This is a genomic window from Microcella alkaliphila (genome assembly GCF_002355395.1).
Lineage (GTDB): Bacteria > Actinomycetota > Actinomycetes > Actinomycetales > Microbacteriaceae > Microcella > Microcella alkaliphila_A.
The window spans coordinates 87,285-104,604 of sequence record NZ_AP017315.1 but is presented as its reverse complement, the minus strand read 5'-3'; the positions used below and the strand labels follow the sequence as shown (position 1 = coordinate 104,604).

Sequence of the window (17,320 nt, the reverse complement as noted above, 5' to 3'; positions counted from 1 at the left end):
GTCAGGCCGTCGTGGCGATCAGGTGCGAGCGAGCAGCTTCGGATGCCGAGACACCCTCGTGCACGATCGCACGGAGTGCCTTCACCATGCCTGCCGGGTCGGCCGCGCCCCAGACGTTGCGGCCGATAGTGAGGCCCGCGGCTCCAGCGTCGACGACCGACTCCGCGAACTGCAGCACCTCGAGGTCGGTGTCGAGCTTCGCCCCGCCGGCCACCATGACGAGGCCGGGCGTGCCGTCCACGACCTCGCGGAAGCTCTCGGCGGAACCGGTGTACCAGGTCTTGATGATGTCGACACCGCACTCCGCGGCCGCGCGCGCTGCGTAGAGGACGGACTCCACCGAGCCCTTACGGTCGCCCCATAGCTCACCGCTGGGGTAGGCATGGCAGACCGTGGGCAGTCCCAGTTCCGCGGCCCGCTCGGTGACCCGGGAGAGCATCTCGAGCATCTGCGCCTGCACCGAAGAGCCGGCGCTGATGCCGACAGCGACCGCGTCGGCTCCGAGGCGGACGGCCTCGTCCACTGACGCCACCGTCGCGTCGTAGGTGAGGTGGAATTCCACCGAGAACGTACTCGCCTTGAGAATCCACGGGCGGGAGCGTCCTCTTCCGCCGAAGAGGGTGGCGGCGATGCCCTTCGAGACAGTCACTGCGTCCGGCTCTCCCGCGTCGATCTGGGCCCAGGTGTCCCGGATAGCCGCGAGCCGGGGGGCCACTCCGCGCGGCACGGCTTGGTCAAGCGCGACGACAACCGCCTTGCCGTCCTCGCCGAAGAGGCGGCGGAGGCGGATCGAGCGGCCGAGGGCGCTCCCGGCTCCAAGCTGAGGGATGTAGCTGTCGGTGGTCATGTGGTCTCTCCTTCGGTGGCGCCCGTCGCCGGTGCGGTGGTCGCGTCGATGCTGATGCGCAGGTCGACGCCTTGTCTGGCGCGCTCGAGTCCCTGCTCGAGCTGGTCGATGGGAAGGTGCGCGGTGACGAGTCCCTCGCCGGGGATCGTTCCGGTGCGGATCATCTCGGCGACCTTCTGGAAGTCGCTCAGCTGGCACGAGGAGCTGCCCACGATGAGCGTCTCGTTGTAGTGCACCGAGTTCGCCGGGATAGTCACCTGATCGGTGCCGGTCGGGAACCCGGCGAAGATATTCACCCGTCCGCCTGGGGCGAGCATCTGTAGATACGGTTCCATGGCATCGGCTCGCCCAACGGCGACGACCATGGTGTCGAACCCGACTCCGTCGGTAAGCTCGGCGACGACCTCGGCAGTCACCTCGGACGGGTCCAGGGCGCTGGACGCTCCGGACACGACGGCGATCTCACGCCGATGGGGAGCGGGATCGACCGCGACGACGGTCGCTACGCCGAGCGCCCGAGCGAGCCGCACGTGCAACTGTCCGAGCGGACCGGCACCCACGACGAGCATCGAGCGAGCGGATGCGGCGTTGATGAGCCGTTGACCGTTGTAGGCGCACGCCAGGGGTTCGATCACGGCGGCGATGTCCGCAGGTGTGTCGCCGACCGGGACCAGGTTTCCAGCCTGCACGGCCACCGCCGGCACTCGCACGTACTCGGCGAATGCGCCGTCGATTTGGTATCCGAAGGCCTGGCGGTTGCGGCAAATGTTGCCGAGCCCCCGGACGCAACTCGCGCAGTGGCCGCATTGGACGAGCGGGTAGACGGCGACCCGGTCCCCCAGCTCCAGCTCGTCGGGGAGCCGGCCCTCGCAGGCGACGATCTCGCCCGCGAACTCGTGACCGAGTACCGAGGGGTAGACGACATTCTTGGTCTTGGTGCCATCGACGATTCTGAGGTCGGTGCCGCAGATGAGTGCTGCCTGGACACGCAGCAGCACGTCGCCCGGCTCGAGCGCCGGCACCGGGACCGTTTCGATCCGCAGGTCGCGCGGTGCGTTCAGCACGGCGCGCTTCATGGTTGTGGTGGTCACGCGATTCCTTCGCTGGTTGATCGGCTGATTGCTGCGCGGCCCGACGATGCGTCGGCCTCCGCGAGAAGGATGTTCCACGCGCCAGACTCGACGAGCGGGGTGATCATCTCCTCGGTGGCGCCGCTGTCGGTGAGCAGCTCCACTCCAGGCGGCGGCATGAACCAGTGCGTCGACCAGTTCGCGCCGAGCTTGGACGAATCCGCGACGATGATCGGCCGCCGCGCCTGAAGGATCATGAGCGACTTCATGGCGTTCTGCTCGGATGTCCGTGAGGACAAGCCGCGCGAGCTGTCGACGCAGTCCGATCCGATGAAGGCGATGTCGGCGTAGATAGACCGGACGACGTTTTCGGCGAACGGACCAAGGAGCGCTTGATTGACCTTCCGGAGGGTGCCGCCGGCGCTGATGACCGTAGCGTCGGTGTCCGACTCAGCGAGCACGGCGAGCACGTTCACACCGGTGGTGACGATGGTCAGTCCGGTGATCCCCGCGAGCTCCGCAGCGAGCCGGCTGGTGGTCGTCCCCGCGTCGAGCAATACCGTCGCGCCGGGTGGCACCAGGCGCGCGCCGGCGACGGCGATCTCAGCCTTCGCGAGCGCGTTGGTGTCCTGGCGCTCGAGGATGGAGCGTTCTGGCCTCAGTGAATTGATCAGCGCGCCACCGTGCGTGCGGATGACGAGACCGGCCTGTTCGAGGGCCTCGAGGTCCCGCCGGACAGTCACCAGGGACACCCCTAACTCCGAACGGAGATCGTCAGCGCTCACCGGCCCCTCTCGGGTCGAGAGGAGGTCGACGACCCGACGTCTACGCGACGCCGGCGAGACCGACCCGTTCACGCCGTCATCCGATTGATCATATCGATCACCATAAGTGATCTAAAAGATCAATGCAACCGGGGCACTCACGCTGTAGCTAACGCCCCGAGGAGCCGACGGTATGGTGCCCCTTAGGCCTTCACCAGGGAGGCTGCGCTGGCGGGCTTACGACAGGTGTAGGCGGAGTCGGCGGCGCGAACGCGAAGATCGCGCACGCCGAGCGTTCTCTAGACATCACGGTGGCGAGCGACCACGACACCGCCCTGGCCGGGCGAACTGTCGCTTGGGTGGCGGCAGACCCGGGTTTTCGACGGCGGTCCTCGCGACCGTGGGTCGCGGCGATCTCGTCGGCGACGCTTCGACCTGGCCGAGCATCCGGGGCCGTGGGTGCCGGACGGCGACGGAAAGCTGAGCCGATCGGTCGCGCCGGCGGCGGTGCCCGCGCCGGCGGTAGCTCACAATGCAGCTTGCGAGGGTGAGGACCGACCCGAGGCCGAGACCGGCGAAAGACACTTGCGCGCGAGGTGACCATTCGGGATGCGCGTGGGTCCGGGAGACTTACACTGCCGCGAGGTGACGACGAATCACAACTCCGCCGGACGTCGAACGGAACGTCCGGTGAACACCGGTATCGCCGGTCTCGACTGCGCTCCACGTCCCATAATCAGGTCTCACCGCGGCGTGGCTCGAGATCCCAGATCCCAGATCCCACTCCCGGCGATACTGAACGCGCCGAACCGCGGGGGCGGCATCAGAGGTTGCGCGCGAGCGCGGCGCCGGCGGCGCGCAGCCAGCGCGCGGGTTCGGCGAGGCTCGACGCTGCCGAACCCGCAAGCTGTGTGAGCGAGACGGACGCCGCGAACGCCGACGTGTCCGCGTCGCGGGCGATTCGCCCCGCTACGAGCGCGACGGGAACGCCAGCCGCGTCGGCGAGGCCGGCGACGAGCGTCGGCACCTTCCCCGCCGCGGACTGCCCGTCGAATGATCCCTCTCCCGTGACGACGAGGTCTGCCCTGGCGATCGCGGCGCGCAGCCCGACGAGGTCGGCGACCTCGGCCGCTCCCGGCCGGAGCGCGGCACCCCAGGCGAGGAGCGCGAAGCCCGTGCCGCCGGCGGCCCCCGCCCCGGGAATCTCGGTGTGCAGGCCGAGCGGCACGGTGTTCGCTCGCCGCGCGCCCGCCGAGACCGGCACCCCGCTCCGCGCCGCGATGACGAGATCCGCGAAGCGAGCGAGGGCAGCATTGGCTGCCTCGACGTCCGCGGCGTCGAGGCCCTTCTGCGGGCCGAAGACGGCGGCCGCGCCGTGGGGCCCGATGAGCGGGCTCGTGACATCGCTGAGCACCACAACGCCGCCGGACGGCAGTGGACGGATGCCGGAGAGATCGACCGACGTGGCGTCGCGAAGACCTCGTGCGCCGGGACCGATCGGCTCTCCGCTCCCGTTGAGGATGCGCGCGCCGATGGCCGAGAGCATCCCGGCACCGCCGTCCGTCGACGCGCTCGAGCCGATGCCGAGCACGAGTCGCTGGACGTCGGCGTCGAGGGCCGCAGCGATAGCCTGCCCGAAACCGATCGTCCCGGCATCCCATGGCCGGCGGTCATCGCCCAGGAGCTCGATACCGCTCGTCGAGGCGAGCTCGACGACACCGGTGCCGTCGGGCAGGCGCAACCAAGACGCGTCGACCGAGCGTCCGTGAGGGCCCGTGACCGCGACCGGAATGCGCGTGGCCCCCGCGACCGCCTCGGCGAATGCCGCGAGCGTGCCCTCACCGCCGTCGGCCATGGGTCGCAGGTCGGTCCCGACGAGGGGGTCGACGCTCCGCCACCCCGACGCAATCTCGGCTACGGCGTCGGCGGCCGCGATCGACCCCTTCAGGCTGTCCAAAGCGAGGACGATCCGTCTCATGCGGCGGGCTCCCGACGTGTCGTGTTGTCGCGCAGGCGGACATTGAAGCGTAGGGCGTCGGGATCCTGCTCCGACGCGGGGTCGACCAAGGCCTGGAGCGTCTGGTAGCCGACTTCCTGCAGCGGCCCGCAAACGGTCACGGGCGGCGAGACGTCACGGCTCGTCCGGATGTCTTCGGAGCCCGTGGCGGCGATGTCGGCGTCCACCGCGCGGCCGGCGGCGCGGATCGCAGTCATGGCTCCGATCGTGACGACGTCGCTCACGCCTAACACGACGGTCTCGGCCGGCACGGCGTCCGCGAGCGCCGCCCTCATCGGTCTGTGCCGGCTTCCCGCCTGAAACCGTCGCGGTGCATGCGATGGTCGGCCAGGCTGAACTCGGTGAAGTCCGCCATGACTTCGGCAAGCCGGGCGTCGCTCGTCACGACGCCCTCCGCCGCGGCGAGCACGATGGCAGGTGGCGCTGGAAGGCGAAGAGGAAGTCCTTGCTCCACGAGCTTCGCCACCTCTCCGGCGATCTGCGTCCGCAGACTGGCATCCCGGATTCGCGCGATGAGGTCGTCGACGTGAGCCACGGTCTCCACGATACCGGCGCGGACGAGGGCAGTTCGAGTCCGATTTGTGCGCCGTGAGGTCGGGAGGGCGTGAGGGAAAGAGAGCGGTGAGCTCGGATTGGACGATGAAGGCGCCTAGTACTACAGTCGCGTTTATTTCGCGTGGTGCGGCGCGTTAGCGTCGTTGTAGGTGATGATCGTGTTAACCCTTGGCGGTGGGTGACGATATTGCTGTGGCGGATGTGCGGGAGTGGGCGGCGGAGCTGGATGAGGTCGCTGGTCTGATCGGGCCGCGGTTCGCTCGTTCGGAGCCGCGCCGGAACGCTGTCGCGTATGTGCGAGGGCTGCTGTCGGAGCAGGAGCGGAAGAACTCGTGGACGCTGTCGGAGCACGCCGGTCAGGTGACGCCGGATCCGATGCAGCGGCTGTTGTCGACCACGGACTGGGATCCCGACCTGGTCCGTGACGATCTCCGCTCCTACGTGGTCGAGCACCTCGGCGACCGTGCCGGGATCCTGATCGTCGATGAGACCGGGTTCTTGAAGAAGGGCGACCGGTCCGCGGGCGTCGCCAGGCAGTACACGGGCACGGCGGGACGGATCGAGAACGCGCAGGTCGGCGTCTTCCTGACGTACTCGACACCCACGGGCCGGACGTTCCTGGACCGGGAGCTGTATCTGCCGAAGACGTGGACCGAGGACCGTGCCCGCTGCGCCCGCGCCGGTGTCCCGAAGGAGCGCGGGTTTCAGACGAAGCCGGAGCTCGCGATGGGCTTGCTGGCCCGCGCGATCGATGCCGACGTCCCCGCATCATGGGTGACTGGCGACGCCGTCTACGGCCAGTACTACCGGCTCCGCAAGGCGCTCGAGGATCGCGGGATGTCGTACGTGCTCGCCGTGCCGTCCAGCCAGCGGGTGATCGCGAAGACCACCGTGTCGATCCTCGGGAAGGAGTACCGCGCCGACGCGCTCATCGGCGAGCTCCCAGCCACGGCGTGGCGGACCAGGTCCGCCGGCGCGGGCTCGAAAGGCGACCGCCGATACGCGTGGGCACGCGCCCGGATCAACGGGGAACGCGACCCGGATGCCGAGTACTGGCTCCTCGCCCGCCGCAGCCTCACCGACCCGTCAGAGCTCGCGTACTACCTCTGCCACGGCCCCAAGCGCGTCGCCTTGGGCGAGCTGGTCCGCGTCGCCGGCGCGAGATGGGCGATCGAGGAGACCTTCCAAACGGCGAAAGGGCAGACCGGGCTGGACCACTACCAAGTCCGGCAGTACACCGGCTGGTACCGGCACATCACGCTCTCCATGCTCGCCCACGCCTTCCTCACCGTCACCCGGTCAAAAAGGGGGCTCGAGGAGACGACGACGGAGACCTCGTCGAGCTGAGCCTGCCCGAGATCCGACACCTCATCGCCGCGCTCGTGCTGAATGCACCCGCCGACCCCGCGCGAGTGCTCCACCGGTCACGCTGGCGCCGAAAACACCAACACACCGCCCGACGACACCATTATCTACGCCGCGGACACACGCCATAAACGCGACTGTAGTACTAGGCGGGTTCGCTAGTCGCGTGCGGCGCGGAACGGGCGTTGCGCGCGCGCCGCACGCCGCGCATCCCGTCGTCGGGCCGCCGCTGCGGCGGCCGCCTTCGCGGCACGAACGGCGTGGTCGTTGAGCTTCTTCGCGTTCTCGCTCTCGGTGCCGAGAATTGCGAGGCCCCCCAGGGCAATGAGGGTGCCCGGGCCGGGAAGCGGCATGAGTACGATGCCGAGGCCGACGGTGGTGCCGCCGACGACTTTCACGCCGGTGCGGTAGACCCTGTCGAGCCCGGGGCGCCGCCGGATCGCCTCGCGGGCCGCCGCAGCCCGCCCGCGCACCGGGCCGGTGCGGCGTGCCTCGTCGGCGCGCTCATACCCGGGGTCGCCGGGCTGCAGAACGCGCTGCTGGCCGGGTGAATCCGTGCTCACCCGGCCAGTGTGCGTCGCAACGCTTGGGAAGCGCTGACGCTCTAATTCGTGTCTGCAGAGCGATATAGCTCTGCTCAGCAGCAGAGTCCGCCGCCGCAGCCGTCGAGTTCCTCCGTCGCGTTTCTCTTCACATAGACGCACATCGATAGAGGGGCACCTCATGCGGCTATTCATCGATGAAGATCAACGAATGCGCGGTCGTGGTGATGAGCGCCGTGGTCCCGGTCGGCCGGGAACGTGGGCTGCCTGGCTGGAAGCGGCCCGACCAGGCTCCGCAAAATCAGAAGGAGGATGCGGGTTTAGTGAGGATGCGGGTTCAGTGTGGCGCGGCGATTCCGAGCTGTTTATCAACGAGAGACCGCCGCACAATCGGCACACGGGACTGTCGCGTCAACCCGGTGGGCTGGTAGACAAGCCGGTCAGCTACCCCCACACGCCGGTCTTGTCGATGATGACCGGGGCGATGCGACACCTGCCCGGGCGCACTCCTGCCCGGGCGCACTCCTGCCCCGGCCCACTCCGGTCGCGGGCGGCAGCGACTGACCCGCTAGCGCGTCAGCTCGTGGTGCACGACGCGCAGGAAGGCGTCGATGTCGTCGGCGCTCGTGTCGAAGGCGCACATCCAGCGCACCTCGCCGCGGGCGCGATCCCAGTCGTAGAAGCGGAATTTCTCCCGAATGCGGTCGGCGACCGCGTTGTCGAGCAGCGCGAACACGGCGTTCGCCTGCGTGTCCTGACTGAAGCCGAGCGAGCCGGCTGGCACCTCGCCGCTCGCGACCATCCGCTCGAGCCCCTGGCGCAGGCGCGCGGCCATGGCGTTCGCGTGCCGAGCCGAGCGCAGCCCGAGCTCGTCGTCGAAGAGCGTCAGCAGCTGCGCCGAGATGAAACGCATCTTGCTCGCCAGCTGCATGTTCATCTTGCGCAGGTAGGTGAGGCCGGGCGCGCGCTCGGGGTCGATCACGACGATCGCTTCCGCTCCGAGCAGGCCGTTCTTCGTGCCGCCGAGCGAGAGCACGTCGACCCCCGCCTCCGACGTGAACGCCGACAGTGACGTTCCGAGCGACGCGGCGGCGTTCCACACGCGGGCGCCGTCGAGGTGCAGAGCCATGCCGTTCGCGTGGGCGTGGTCGGCGATGGCGCGCACCTCGTCGGGTGTGTAGACGGTGCCCACCTCGGTTGAGTTCGTGATGCTCACGGCGAGCGGCTGCGCCCGGTGCTCGTCTCCCCAGCCCCAGGCTTCTGTGTCGATCAGTTCGGGGGTGAGCTTGCCGTCGTCGGTCGGCACGGTGAACAGCTTCAGGCCGCTGACCCGCTCGGGCGCCCCGCCCTCGTCGGTGTGGATGTGCGCGACCCCGCTCGCGATGACCGCACCCCAGCGCGGCATCAGCGCGGTGAGCGCGAGCACGTTCGCCCCGGTGCCGTTGAACACCGGGTACACCTCGGCCTGCTCGCCGAACTCGGCGCGCACCACCTCGAGCAGCCGAGCCGTGTAGTCGTCTTCGCCGTAGGCGATCTGGTGGCCCTCGTTCGCGTCGGCGAGCGCGGCGAGCACCTCGGGGTGCACCCCCGCGTAGTTGTCGCTGGCGAATCCTCGGCGGGCGGTGTCATGCAGTCGGCTCACGCGCTCATTCTCGCACCCGGATGCGCGGGGCGCGCCGTCCGTGGCGGCCACGCCCCGCGCATCCCGATTCGCGTGCTTTACCCCTTCAGCGCCTCACCGAGCTTCACCCGCGAACCCGTGCGCAGCAGCGAGTTGCGGTAGATGCGCGCACCGAGGGCGACGATGATCACCGTTGACACGGCGAGCACCACGAGCGACAGGATCGGCTCCCACCAGGCGGCCTGGTCGAGGAAGATCCGCATGGGCATTCCGACCGGAGCCGAGAACGGCACGTACGACATGATCGTCAGCACGAGGGCGTTGTCGAACAGGAAGATTACGAGGAAGTACGGAATCATCACGAGGTACGTCACCGGCGTGAGCACCGAGCCGACGTCTTCCATGCGCGACACGAGCGAGGCGCTCGCCGCGTACATGGCCGCGAGCAGCACGAAGCCGATCGCGAAGAACCCGAGGAACCAGCCGACCGCGGGCCCGAGGTCGGTCACGAGCACGTCTTGGCCGGTGAGCACGAGGCCGAGCGCCGCGAGCGCCGCGATAGCGATGATCTGCCCGAAGGCGAGTATCGAGTTGCCGACCACTTTCCCCGCGAGTAGCGCCCTGGCCGAAATCGACGACAGCAGAATCTCGACGATGCGGGTCTGCTTCTCCTCCACCACGCTCTGCGCGATCGTGCCGCCGAAGGTGACGGCCGAGAGGAAGAAGACGATGCCGAAGCCGAACGCGACGAGGTAGAGCAGGCCGAAGGGCAGCCCCGGCTCTTCCAGCAGGCGCACCTCCGGCGTGATGGACAGCGCCGTGACGAGACCGCCGGGAGCCTCGTCGAAGCCGATCACCTCGAAGGGAACAGCCGAGTCGCCGTCGAGCGGTACGACGGCCGCGTCGACCTCCTCATCGCGAACGAGTTGCTCGGCCTCGGCGATCGTCGCGGCCTCGACGACCTCGACGCCCGGCAGCGTCTCGAGTTCGGCGATGGCGGCGCCGACTCCGGCGATGGGCGCCGTCGAGTCGGCGTTCGCGCGCGAGATGAACCCGCTGATGAGGATCGACCCGAGCACGATCGCGAACAGGATGAGCGTCGAGATCACGAACGACTTCGACCGCAGGCGCTGCGTAATCTCGCGCCCGGCGACGAGGAAGACGGATTCGCGGAAACTGGTGGCGTTCATCACTGCACGACCTCTCGGAAGATTTCGGTCAGGGTGGGGCGGCGGCGTCCGAAGCGGTGCACGGCGTCGCTCGCGGTGGCGCGTTGCAGCACGGCCTGGGCGGCCGCCGGGTCGGCGTCGAAGACGACGTGGTCGCCGTCGAACTCGATGACCTCCACGCCGGTCGCGGTGCGCACCCAGTCGAGGTCGCCGTCGACGGTGAGCTCCCAGCGCGAGCCGGCGTTCCGCTCGCGCAACTCCTCTCGACTGCCGGCGGCGAGGATGCGCCCGTCACCGATCACGACGATGTCGTCGCAGAGCCGCTCGACGACATCCAATTGGTGGCTCGAGAAGAGAACCGGTGCTCCGTCCGCGGCGAACTCGCTGAGCACGCCGAGGACCGTTTCGACGGCCATGGGGTCGAGCCCCGAGAACGGCTCGTCGAGCACGAGGAAGCTGGGCGCGTGGACGAGCGCCGCGGCGATTTGCGCGCGCTGCTGGTTGCCGAGCGACAGCTTCTCGATCGGGTCGTTGCGCCGCTCGGTGAGTTCGAGCCGGTCGATCAACTCGTCGGCGCGCTCGGCCGCCTCCCCGGCGCGCATGCCGCGCAGTCGTGCGAGGTAGACGAGCTGCTCGTGCACCCGCATCTTCGGGTAGAGCCCGCGCTCTTCCGGCATGTAGCCGAAGCGTCGCCGTCCGTCGGCGCCGAGCGGCGACCCGTCGAGTCGCACCTCGCCGGCATCAGCCCCGAGGACCCCCAGGATGATGCGCATCGTCGTCGTCTTGCCCGCGCCGTTGCCACCGACGAAGCCGGTCAACCGGCCACCGCCGACGGTGAAGCTGACGTCGTCAACCGCCGTGCGGTCGCCGTAGCGCTTGGTCACACCCTCGATCTCAAGCATGCTGCCCCTTTCGTTGGTTCCCACGCTACGAATGGCCGGGATGCTCGCGCATCCGCCCGAAGGATGGTTGCCACCGCGCGCCCTCCCCCCGACGGGTGAACGGGGGCGCCTACTCGGTCGGGCTTTCGCCCGGAACGGCGCAGCCGTTCTCGTACGCGAACACGACCGCGTGCACCCGGTCGCGCAGCCCCAGCTTCTGCAGGATCTTCGACACGTGCGTCTTGACGGTCGCCTCGCCGAGCCACAGCTCGCGCGCGATCTCGGCGTTGGCGAGACCGCGGGCGAGCAGGGTGAGCACCTCGCGCTCGCGCTCCGTGAGCTCGGCGAGGCGAGCATCCGGTCCGGGGATTTCGCCGTTCGCGCCGCCGACGCCCCGCGCGCCCGTCCCCGTCGCGCGAGCGATGACTCGGCGGGTGACGTCGGGGGCAAGCAGGGCATCGCCGCTCGCGACGACCCGCACGGCCTCGACGAGCTTCTCCGGGCTGGCGTTTTTCAACAGGAACCCGGCGGCACCGGCCTCGAGGGCGGCGAACAGGTAGTCGTCGCGGTCGAACGTCGTGAGCACGAGAACGCCAGTGCCCCCGGCGGCGTCGGACGTGATCTGCCGCGTCGCCTCGAGCCCGTCCATGCCGGGCATCTGCACGTCCATACAGATGATGTCGGGGGTGAGCGCCGCGGCCTGAGCGACGGCCTCCTCGCCGTTCGCGGCCTCGCCCACCACGGCGATGTCGGGCTCGCTCTCGAGGATCGCGCGGAACCCTGAGCGCACGAGCGCGTGGTCGTCGACGAGCAGCACGCGGATGCTCGTGGCCACGTCGCTCACGCGCCCTCCTCCACAATCAGCGGTACCCGGGCACGCACCAGGTAGCCGCCGCGCGGCTGGACGGCCGCGGCGCGCGCGCCCACACCCGTGTCGGCGACGTCAAGCTCGACCGCGTCGGGCGTGAAGCGCAGGCGCAGGTCGACGCGGGCGCTCGCGCCCGCGTGCTTGAGGGCGTTCGTGACGGCTTCCTGCGCGACCCGGTACAGCGTCGTGTCGACGACGGGGCTGAGCGGTGTGGGCTCGCCGATGGTGTGCAGGGCGGCAGCGCGGCCCGCGGCTTCGAGCTCGCGCACGAGGTCGCCCAGCTGGGCGGTGCCGCGGGTGCTGGGGCCGTCGCCGGCGCTGCCGGCGGAGCCCCGAGCATCCCGTGTGGCGCCGGTCGCGCCGTCGCCGTCAGCCGCGCCGGCGGTCAGCGCCTCGGTGTCGCGCAGTGTCGTGACCAGCCGGTGCAGCTCGTCGACGGCCTGCCGCGCCGACTGCTCGATCGAGCCGAGCGCACGGGTCGCCGTGTCGGCCCCGTCGGCGCCGCGGGTTTCGAGCGCGCGGCGGGCGGCGCCGGCCTGGATGCCCATGACCGACACGTGGTGGGCGACGACGTCGTGCAGTTCGCGGCCGATGCGCACGCGGTCGAGCGCGACAGCCTGCGCGGCGGTACGTTCGCGCTCGGCCGCGAGTTCGCGGGTGCGGGCTTCGAGCTCGGCGCGTTCGCGTGCGGCGTTCCAGGCGCGGTCGCCGAACGCCCAGGCTCCGGCGAAGTAGAGGATGTTCGTGATTACCGCGATGAGGCCCGCCGCGACGCCGGGCGCGATGAGGCCGATGCCGGAGTCGTCGGGGGCGAGGCTCGTGTCGAACGCCGCGCTCGCGAGCCCGTAGAAGAGCCAGCCGAACATGGCGACGACGATCAGCGTGCGCGAGATGAGGGCGGCGCGACGCGAGGTGCTCCACGCGCCGATCGAGTACATCGCGGCGAACAGTGCGATGTTGCTGAACAGCACCTCCGGCACCTTGTTGGTGACGCCGATGATGTAGACCGCCGAGACGACGATGGTGACGGTGATAGGCGCCGACGGGCGCTGGCGGCGAGTAGCGCGTCGGGGCGCAGCTCGCTGAGGGCGGGCGGGGGGCGCCGCCAATGCCCGTCGGCGTCGGTCGCCGGCGCCGTCCCGTTCACGCTTTTCACCCGACGACGCTAACCCGCCGCATGGATGCGCGTCATCCGTCGCGCGACGGATTCTGCGCGCAGACGGCTCGCTACTCCGCGTCGTCGAGGCGCGCGACGACGCCGTTGAGCTCGTCGGCGGGGAGGTCCCACAGGGCGACGACGGATTGCGCGAGGGCGTCGATGACTCCCTCGTCGTCGAGCGCGCGGACCACGAATGTCACGGCGGCGGCCGGCTTCGTCGTCACCCGCCAGCCGTTCGCGATCGCCTGCACCCAGGTCTCGGCCGCCGCCTTCACGGCGACGTAGTTGGCCATGCCCCAGCGCGGGGCAGCCACCGATGCCGAGCTGACGATCGCGAGCCGCCCGGCGTCTGACGCGCCGAGGTCATCGCGTAGCTCGCGCGACGTGACCCGCAGCGTGGTCAGCACGCGGTGCTCGAGCCACTGCCAGTCGTCGTCGGAAACGCCCGGCCGCCAGCCGCCCACCAGGTGGATGAAGCCGTCGATACCGCCGCGGCGCTCGCGAAGGTCGGTGGCGAACGACGCGACGGCGGATGCGTCGCCCAGGTCGAGCGCGTGCGTCTCGGCCGCCACGATCTCCTCGAGCGCGTCGGCCCGCGAGGTGACGGCGACGACGTGGGCGCCGGCCGCCGTCAGGGCCGCGCACACCTCGCGGCCCGCGGTGCCGCCCGCCCCGCCGACGACGATGGTGCGCCCGGCAACGCCCGCTGTGTCAGCCACTAGACCTCGGAGGTGCCGGTGATGCCGGCGGTCGACTCGATCACGCCGGCCATCTTCTTCTGCAGCGCCTCGTAGAACATCGACAGCGGGAACTCGTCGTCCATGACGAGGTCGGTCCAGCCCTTGAGCGGACCCTCGAGCACCTCCTGCGGCAGCCCCTTCGCCCACTGCGAGGCGGGGTGCGGGGTCAGGGTGGAGGACACGAGCTCGTAGGCGGCGAGCCAGTGGGCGCTCTTCGGCCGGTCGATCGAGCGCCAGTAGAGGTCGTTGACGGCGTCCGACAGGGCGACGACGACGTCGGGCACGTGCTCCCAGTCGATGGCGAGCTGGGTGTCGGTCCAGTGCAGCACGCCCTTTTGGTGCATCCAGGCGAACAGCAGCTGTCCGCCGACGGCGTCGTAATTGCGGATGCGCGTGCCCGTGATCGCGAATCGGAAGATGCGGTCGAAGATCACCGCATACTGCACGAGCTGCGCGTGCTGGCGGGTGACCTCGTCGGTCGCCTCGTCGCGGACGAGCGCCACGGACTCGCGGAAGGCCGTGAGGTCGCAGCGCAGCTCTTCCAGCGAGTAGAGGAAGAACGGCATGCGCTGCTTGATCATGAACGGGTCGAACGGCAGGTCGCCGCGCATGTGCGAGCGGTCGTGAATCATGTCCCACATTACGAAGGTGCGCTCGGTCAACCCCTGGTCGTCGAGCATGGCGGCGGCGTCGGCGGGGAGGTCGAGCTTCGTGATCTCGGCGGCGGCGCGCACCACGCGTCGGTAGCGGGCGGCTTCGCGGTCGGCGAAGATCGCGCCCCACGTGAACGTCGGCAGTTGGGCGGCCGTGCCCTCGGGCGCCCCGGCGGGAACGCGCGGGGTGACCGCGACCGACTCAGGGAACAGCGTGGCCGAGTTCGTGTCGTAGCCCGGCGTGAAGTCGGCGAAGCGGATGCCGAGGTACAGCGGGTTGCCGTACTTCGTGGCCTCCAGCTCGGCGACGAAGTCGGGCCAGATGACGTCGAACACGACGGCTTCGACGAGCCGGTCGCTTGAGCCGTTCTGCGTGTACATGGGGAAGACGACGAGGTGCGCGACGCCGTCGCGACGCTCGGCGGCCGGGGTGAACGCGTCGAGCGCGTCGTAGAAGTCGGGCACGCCGAAGCCGCCGTCGCGCCAACGCTCGAAGTCGGTGGCCGCGGTGACCAGGTACTCGCGGTCGTAGGGGATCAGCGGCGCGAAGTGACGCAGCGCATCGACGATGACCGCGACGTTGTCTGCCGCCTCGCCGTGTGCATCCGCCTCGGGGATCGAGCCGTCCTTGATCTGGTGCGGGCGAATCGCGATCGCGGCGGCCTTGAGGGCTGCCCACTTCGGGTCGGCGACGATCTCGGCGGCCGACGGACCCTCGACGCGGGCGTCTTCCACGACCTCGGGCTCTCCGATTACGGTGGCGCCGGCGGCGCGGCTGGTGGCGCGCTGAGCGGTGTCGGTCATGGTGTCCCTCCCGTCGAGATCGTGGTGTCGGCGCGCGTGGTTGCGCCCTCCTTCGAGGGTAGGCGTAAAGCCGCCCACTTTGATTGCCCACTACACAATAAAAGCGCTCTGGATGCACGCTGAGCGCATCAAGATTGCACCAGGCTCGTCAGCGTGCAGATTTTGCGCGCGAACGGGAGCCGCTCCGACCCGGTGGTAACTAGCCCTGCGACTCCTTCTCGGCGATGATGTACTGCACCGTCACGGTCGAGGTGCCGTCCTCCGACGGGCTGGCGCTCACCGAGACGGTGTAGACATCGTTTTCGTAGACGCGGCTCGCGAGCCCGCCGAAGTCGGCTTCGGAGATCAGCGTGTAGCCCGCGCCCTCCAGGTCGCCGTAGATCGCGTCGACGACGCCGGCGCCCGCGACGATGATGGTCGCGGCCCAGTTACCGGGCGTGCCGAGCGAGAAGATGACGTCGCCGTCGGGCGTCGGAACGTCGCTCGGCCAGCTCGAGGGCAGCGTCGAGGGCGGTGCGCGGGGTGCGACGCATGGGAACTCCTGGGGTGGTGTGGGTGGACGGGCCGCTGCACCTCCAGTGTTCTCCGCTCCGCGTCGCGTCGCCATAGGTAGTCGCTACCCATGCCCGAATCGTGACCACCTCCCGCGTGCGCGAGACGCGACAGAACGTGCGCGAGACTGGTTCCGTGCTCGGAGTGCTCACGGGATTCGCCATCATCGGCGCGGTCGTGGCGACGGGCTACCTGGTGGCACGCATCCGCCTGCTGCCCGACACCGCGCAGCCGGTGCTCGGTCGCCTCGCCTTCTTCGTGTTGTCGCCGGCACTGCTGTTCACGGTGCTCGCTGAGGCCGACACGTCAGAACTGTTCTCGGCGCTCTTGCCCGTGTCGATCGCGGCCGCCGTCGCGTGCTTCGTGCTGTACGCGGTCGTCGCGCGCGTGCTCTGGCGCCGCGCGGTCCCCGAGACGACGGTCGGGGCGCTCGCATCGGGGTACACGAATGTGAACAACATCGGGTTGCCGGTGGCCGCCTACGTGCTGGGCGATCCGGCGCTCGTTGCCCCGGTCATCCTCTTTCAGCTGGTCGTTGCGGGGCCGCTCGCGCTTACGGTGCTCGACGTGTCGACGAGCGGCCGGGTGTCGCTCGGCCGCATCCTCAGCCAGCCGGTGCGCAACCCGATCATCATCGGGTCGGTGCTCGGCGTCGTCGTGTCGGTGACGGGGCTCGAGCTGCCCGACCCGGTGCTCGAGCCGTTCCGGCTGATCGGGGCTGCTGCCGTGCCGGTCGTGCTGCTGCTGTTCGGCCTGTCGTTGCATGGCCGCCGCGTCCTCGCCGCCGGCACCGGTCGGCGGGATGTTCTGCTCGCGCTGGTACTCAAGGTGGCCGTCATGCCCGTTGTCGCCTGGGTGGTCGGCGCGCTCGTGATCGGGCTCGAGGGGGCGGCGCTGTTCACCGTCGTCACGCTCGCGGCGCTGCCGACGGCGCAGAACGTCTTCGTGTACGCGTCACGCTTCGAGCGGGGAACGACGATCGCGCGGGATGCCGTGCTGCTGTCGTCGGCGCTGTCGGTGCCGGCGCTGATCGTGATCGCGGCGTTTCTCGCGCCCTAGTTTTCGCCGCGTGCCTGGCGCTCACGACGGTGTCGCCGAATGGCGAGCCCGATGAGCACGATGCCCACACCGATGAGAACGACCAGCAGTACATCGCCGTACTGCGAGGCGACCTCCTCTACGACGCGCCAGTTCTCGCCGAGGATGAAACCGAGCACGACGAAGATCGTGTTCCAGATGCCGCTACCGAGCGTCGTCAGCCCCAGGAACAGCCACACGTTCATGCGCGCGACGCCCGCCGGAATCGAGATCAGGCTGCGAACGAGAGGCACGAAGCGTCCGACGAACACTGCAACGGCGCCGCGCCGCATCTCGAACCAGTGAACCGAGGTTCGAACGTCGTCACCATGCATGAGGGGGATGCGGTCGGCGATGCGCGCAAGCCGCTCAGTGCCGAGAACGCGGCCAAGCCAGTAGAGCACGAGGGCACCCGCAACCGAACCGATCGTCGTGGCGATGATCACCGCGGTGACGCTGAAGGTTCCGCGGCTCGCAGTGAACCCAGCGAGCGGCAGGATCACCTCGCTCGGGATCGGTGGGAAGAGGTTCTCGAGCGCCACCAGCAGGCCGGCACCGAACACGCCGAGGGTCTCCATGACGGAGACGATGATGTCGTCGAACTGCACGGCCGAAGCCTAGGGCCGATGCCTATGC

General features: G+C 69.6%; 18 protein-coding genes. 2 read left to right on the top strand and 16 right to left on the bottom strand.

Translation table 11 applies throughout. From position 1 onward, the window contains the following. Nucleotide 1 precedes the first annotated feature (1 nt). From CPY97_RS00480 to CPY97_RS00455, 6 genes are all read right to left on the bottom strand, one after another. A complete protein-coding gene (locus CPY97_RS00480; RefSeq protein WP_096419891.1) occupies nt 2-847 on the bottom strand; it encodes a class I fructose-bisphosphate aldolase in 846 nt (281 codons plus the stop codon). Then, a complete protein-coding gene (locus tag CPY97_RS00475; RefSeq protein WP_197702235.1) occupies nt 844-1,938 on the bottom strand; it encodes an alcohol dehydrogenase catalytic domain-containing protein in 1,095 nt (364 codons plus the stop codon). Before CPY97_RS00475 ends, CPY97_RS00480 begins: the two co-directional genes overlap by 4 nt. Further along, nucleotides 1,935-2,774, bottom strand: a complete 840-nt coding sequence (locus tag CPY97_RS00470) for a DeoR/GlpR family DNA-binding transcription regulator (protein ID WP_096419890.1) — start codon at nt 2,772-2,774, stop codon at nt 1,935-1,937. The genes CPY97_RS00475 and CPY97_RS00470 overlap by 4 nt, the downstream gene beginning before the upstream one ends. Before the next feature lie 730 nt (nt 2,775-3,504). Beyond that, on the bottom strand, nt 3,505-4,659 hold the full coding sequence (locus CPY97_RS00465; protein WP_096419888.1) for a glycerate kinase: 1,155 nt from the start codon (nt 4,657-4,659) through the stop codon (nt 3,505-3,507). Next, nucleotides 4,656-4,922, bottom strand: coding sequence for a hypothetical protein (locus CPY97_RS00460; protein WP_150129148.1), 267 nt, complete (start codon nt 4,920-4,922; stop codon nt 4,656-4,658). The genes CPY97_RS00465 and CPY97_RS00460 overlap by 4 nt, the downstream gene beginning before the upstream one ends. Nucleotides 4,923-4,969: 47 nt before the next feature. Then, nucleotides 4,970-5,233 carry a hypothetical protein gene (locus CPY97_RS00455; protein ID WP_150129147.1) on the bottom strand — a complete coding sequence of 88 codons (264 nt, stop codon included), beginning with the start codon at nt 5,231-5,233 and terminating at the stop codon, nt 4,970-4,972. 194 nt (nt 5,234-5,427) lie between these two features. On the opposite strand from CPY97_RS00455, the gene CPY97_RS00450 reads away from it, so the two are divergent. Continuing rightward, nucleotides 5,428-6,600 (top strand): IS701 family transposase, encoded by a 1,173-nt coding sequence (locus CPY97_RS00450; RefSeq protein WP_150129146.1) that lies wholly within the window; start codon nt 5,428-5,430, stop codon nt 6,598-6,600. A gap of 176 nt (nt 6,601-6,776) precedes the next feature. Here CPY97_RS00450 and CPY97_RS00445 read toward each other — a convergent pair whose 3' ends face one another. From CPY97_RS00445 to CPY97_RS00405, 9 genes are all read right to left on the bottom strand, one after another. Next, the gene (locus CPY97_RS00445; RefSeq protein ID WP_231923976.1) at nt 6,777-7,181 is read right to left on the bottom strand and encodes a PGPGW domain-containing protein; all 405 of its coding nucleotides are present in this window, start codon (nt 7,179-7,181) and stop codon (nt 6,777-6,779) included. Nucleotides 7,182-7,728: 547 nt separating this feature from the next. Next, a complete protein-coding gene (locus tag CPY97_RS00440; protein WP_096423235.1) occupies nt 7,729-8,802 on the bottom strand; it encodes a threonine aldolase family protein in 1,074 nt (357 codons plus the stop codon). Nucleotides 8,803-8,879: 77 nt separating this feature from the next. Then, nucleotides 8,880-9,971, bottom strand: a complete 1,092-nt coding sequence (locus CPY97_RS00435) for an ABC transporter permease (RefSeq protein ID WP_096419880.1) — start codon at nt 9,969-9,971, stop codon at nt 8,880-8,882. Further along, nucleotides 9,971-10,852 (bottom strand): ABC transporter ATP-binding protein, encoded by an 882-nt coding sequence (locus CPY97_RS00430; protein ID WP_096419878.1) that lies wholly within the window; start codon nt 10,850-10,852, stop codon nt 9,971-9,973. The genes CPY97_RS00435 and CPY97_RS00430 overlap by 1 nt, the downstream gene beginning before the upstream one ends. 109 nt (nt 10,853-10,961) lie before the next feature. Next, nucleotides 10,962-11,666, bottom strand: a complete 705-nt coding sequence (locus CPY97_RS00425) for a response regulator (protein ID WP_096423234.1) — start codon at nt 11,664-11,666, stop codon at nt 10,962-10,964. Nucleotides 11,667-11,671: 5 nt separating this feature from the next. Then, nucleotides 11,672-12,808 (bottom strand): sensor histidine kinase, encoded by a 1,137-nt coding sequence (locus CPY97_RS00420; RefSeq protein WP_096419876.1) that lies wholly within the window; start codon nt 12,806-12,808, stop codon nt 11,672-11,674. A 118-nt stretch (nt 12,809-12,926) separates the two neighbouring features. Then, nucleotides 12,927-13,577 carry an SDR family oxidoreductase gene (locus tag CPY97_RS00415; RefSeq protein WP_096419874.1) on the bottom strand — a complete coding sequence of 217 codons (651 nt, stop codon included), beginning with the start codon at nt 13,575-13,577 and terminating at the stop codon, nt 12,927-12,929. Further along, nucleotides 13,577-15,055 carry a DUF6421 family protein gene (locus CPY97_RS00410; RefSeq protein ID WP_096419872.1) on the bottom strand — a complete coding sequence of 493 codons (1,479 nt, stop codon included), beginning with the start codon at nt 15,053-15,055 and terminating at the stop codon, nt 13,577-13,579. The genes CPY97_RS00415 and CPY97_RS00410 overlap by 1 nt, the downstream gene beginning before the upstream one ends. Before the next feature lie 199 nt (nt 15,056-15,254). Beyond that, nucleotides 15,255-15,662 (bottom strand): hypothetical protein, encoded by a 408-nt coding sequence (locus CPY97_RS00405; RefSeq protein ID WP_096419870.1) that lies wholly within the window; start codon nt 15,660-15,662, stop codon nt 15,255-15,257. Between the two features lie 80 nt (nt 15,663-15,742). On the opposite strand from CPY97_RS00405, the gene CPY97_RS00400 reads away from it, so the two are divergent. Beyond that, on the top strand, nt 15,743-16,666 hold the full coding sequence (locus tag CPY97_RS00400) for an AEC family transporter (protein ID WP_096423233.1): 924 nt from the start codon (nt 15,743-15,745) through the stop codon (nt 16,664-16,666). Here CPY97_RS00400 and CPY97_RS00395 read toward each other — a convergent pair. After that, entirely contained in the window at nt 16,663-17,292 is a 630-nt protein-coding gene (locus CPY97_RS00395; protein ID WP_231923975.1) for a DedA family protein, read from the bottom strand. The genes CPY97_RS00400 and CPY97_RS00395 overlap by 4 nt on opposite strands. Between the last annotated feature and the right edge of the window lie 28 nt (nt 17,293-17,320).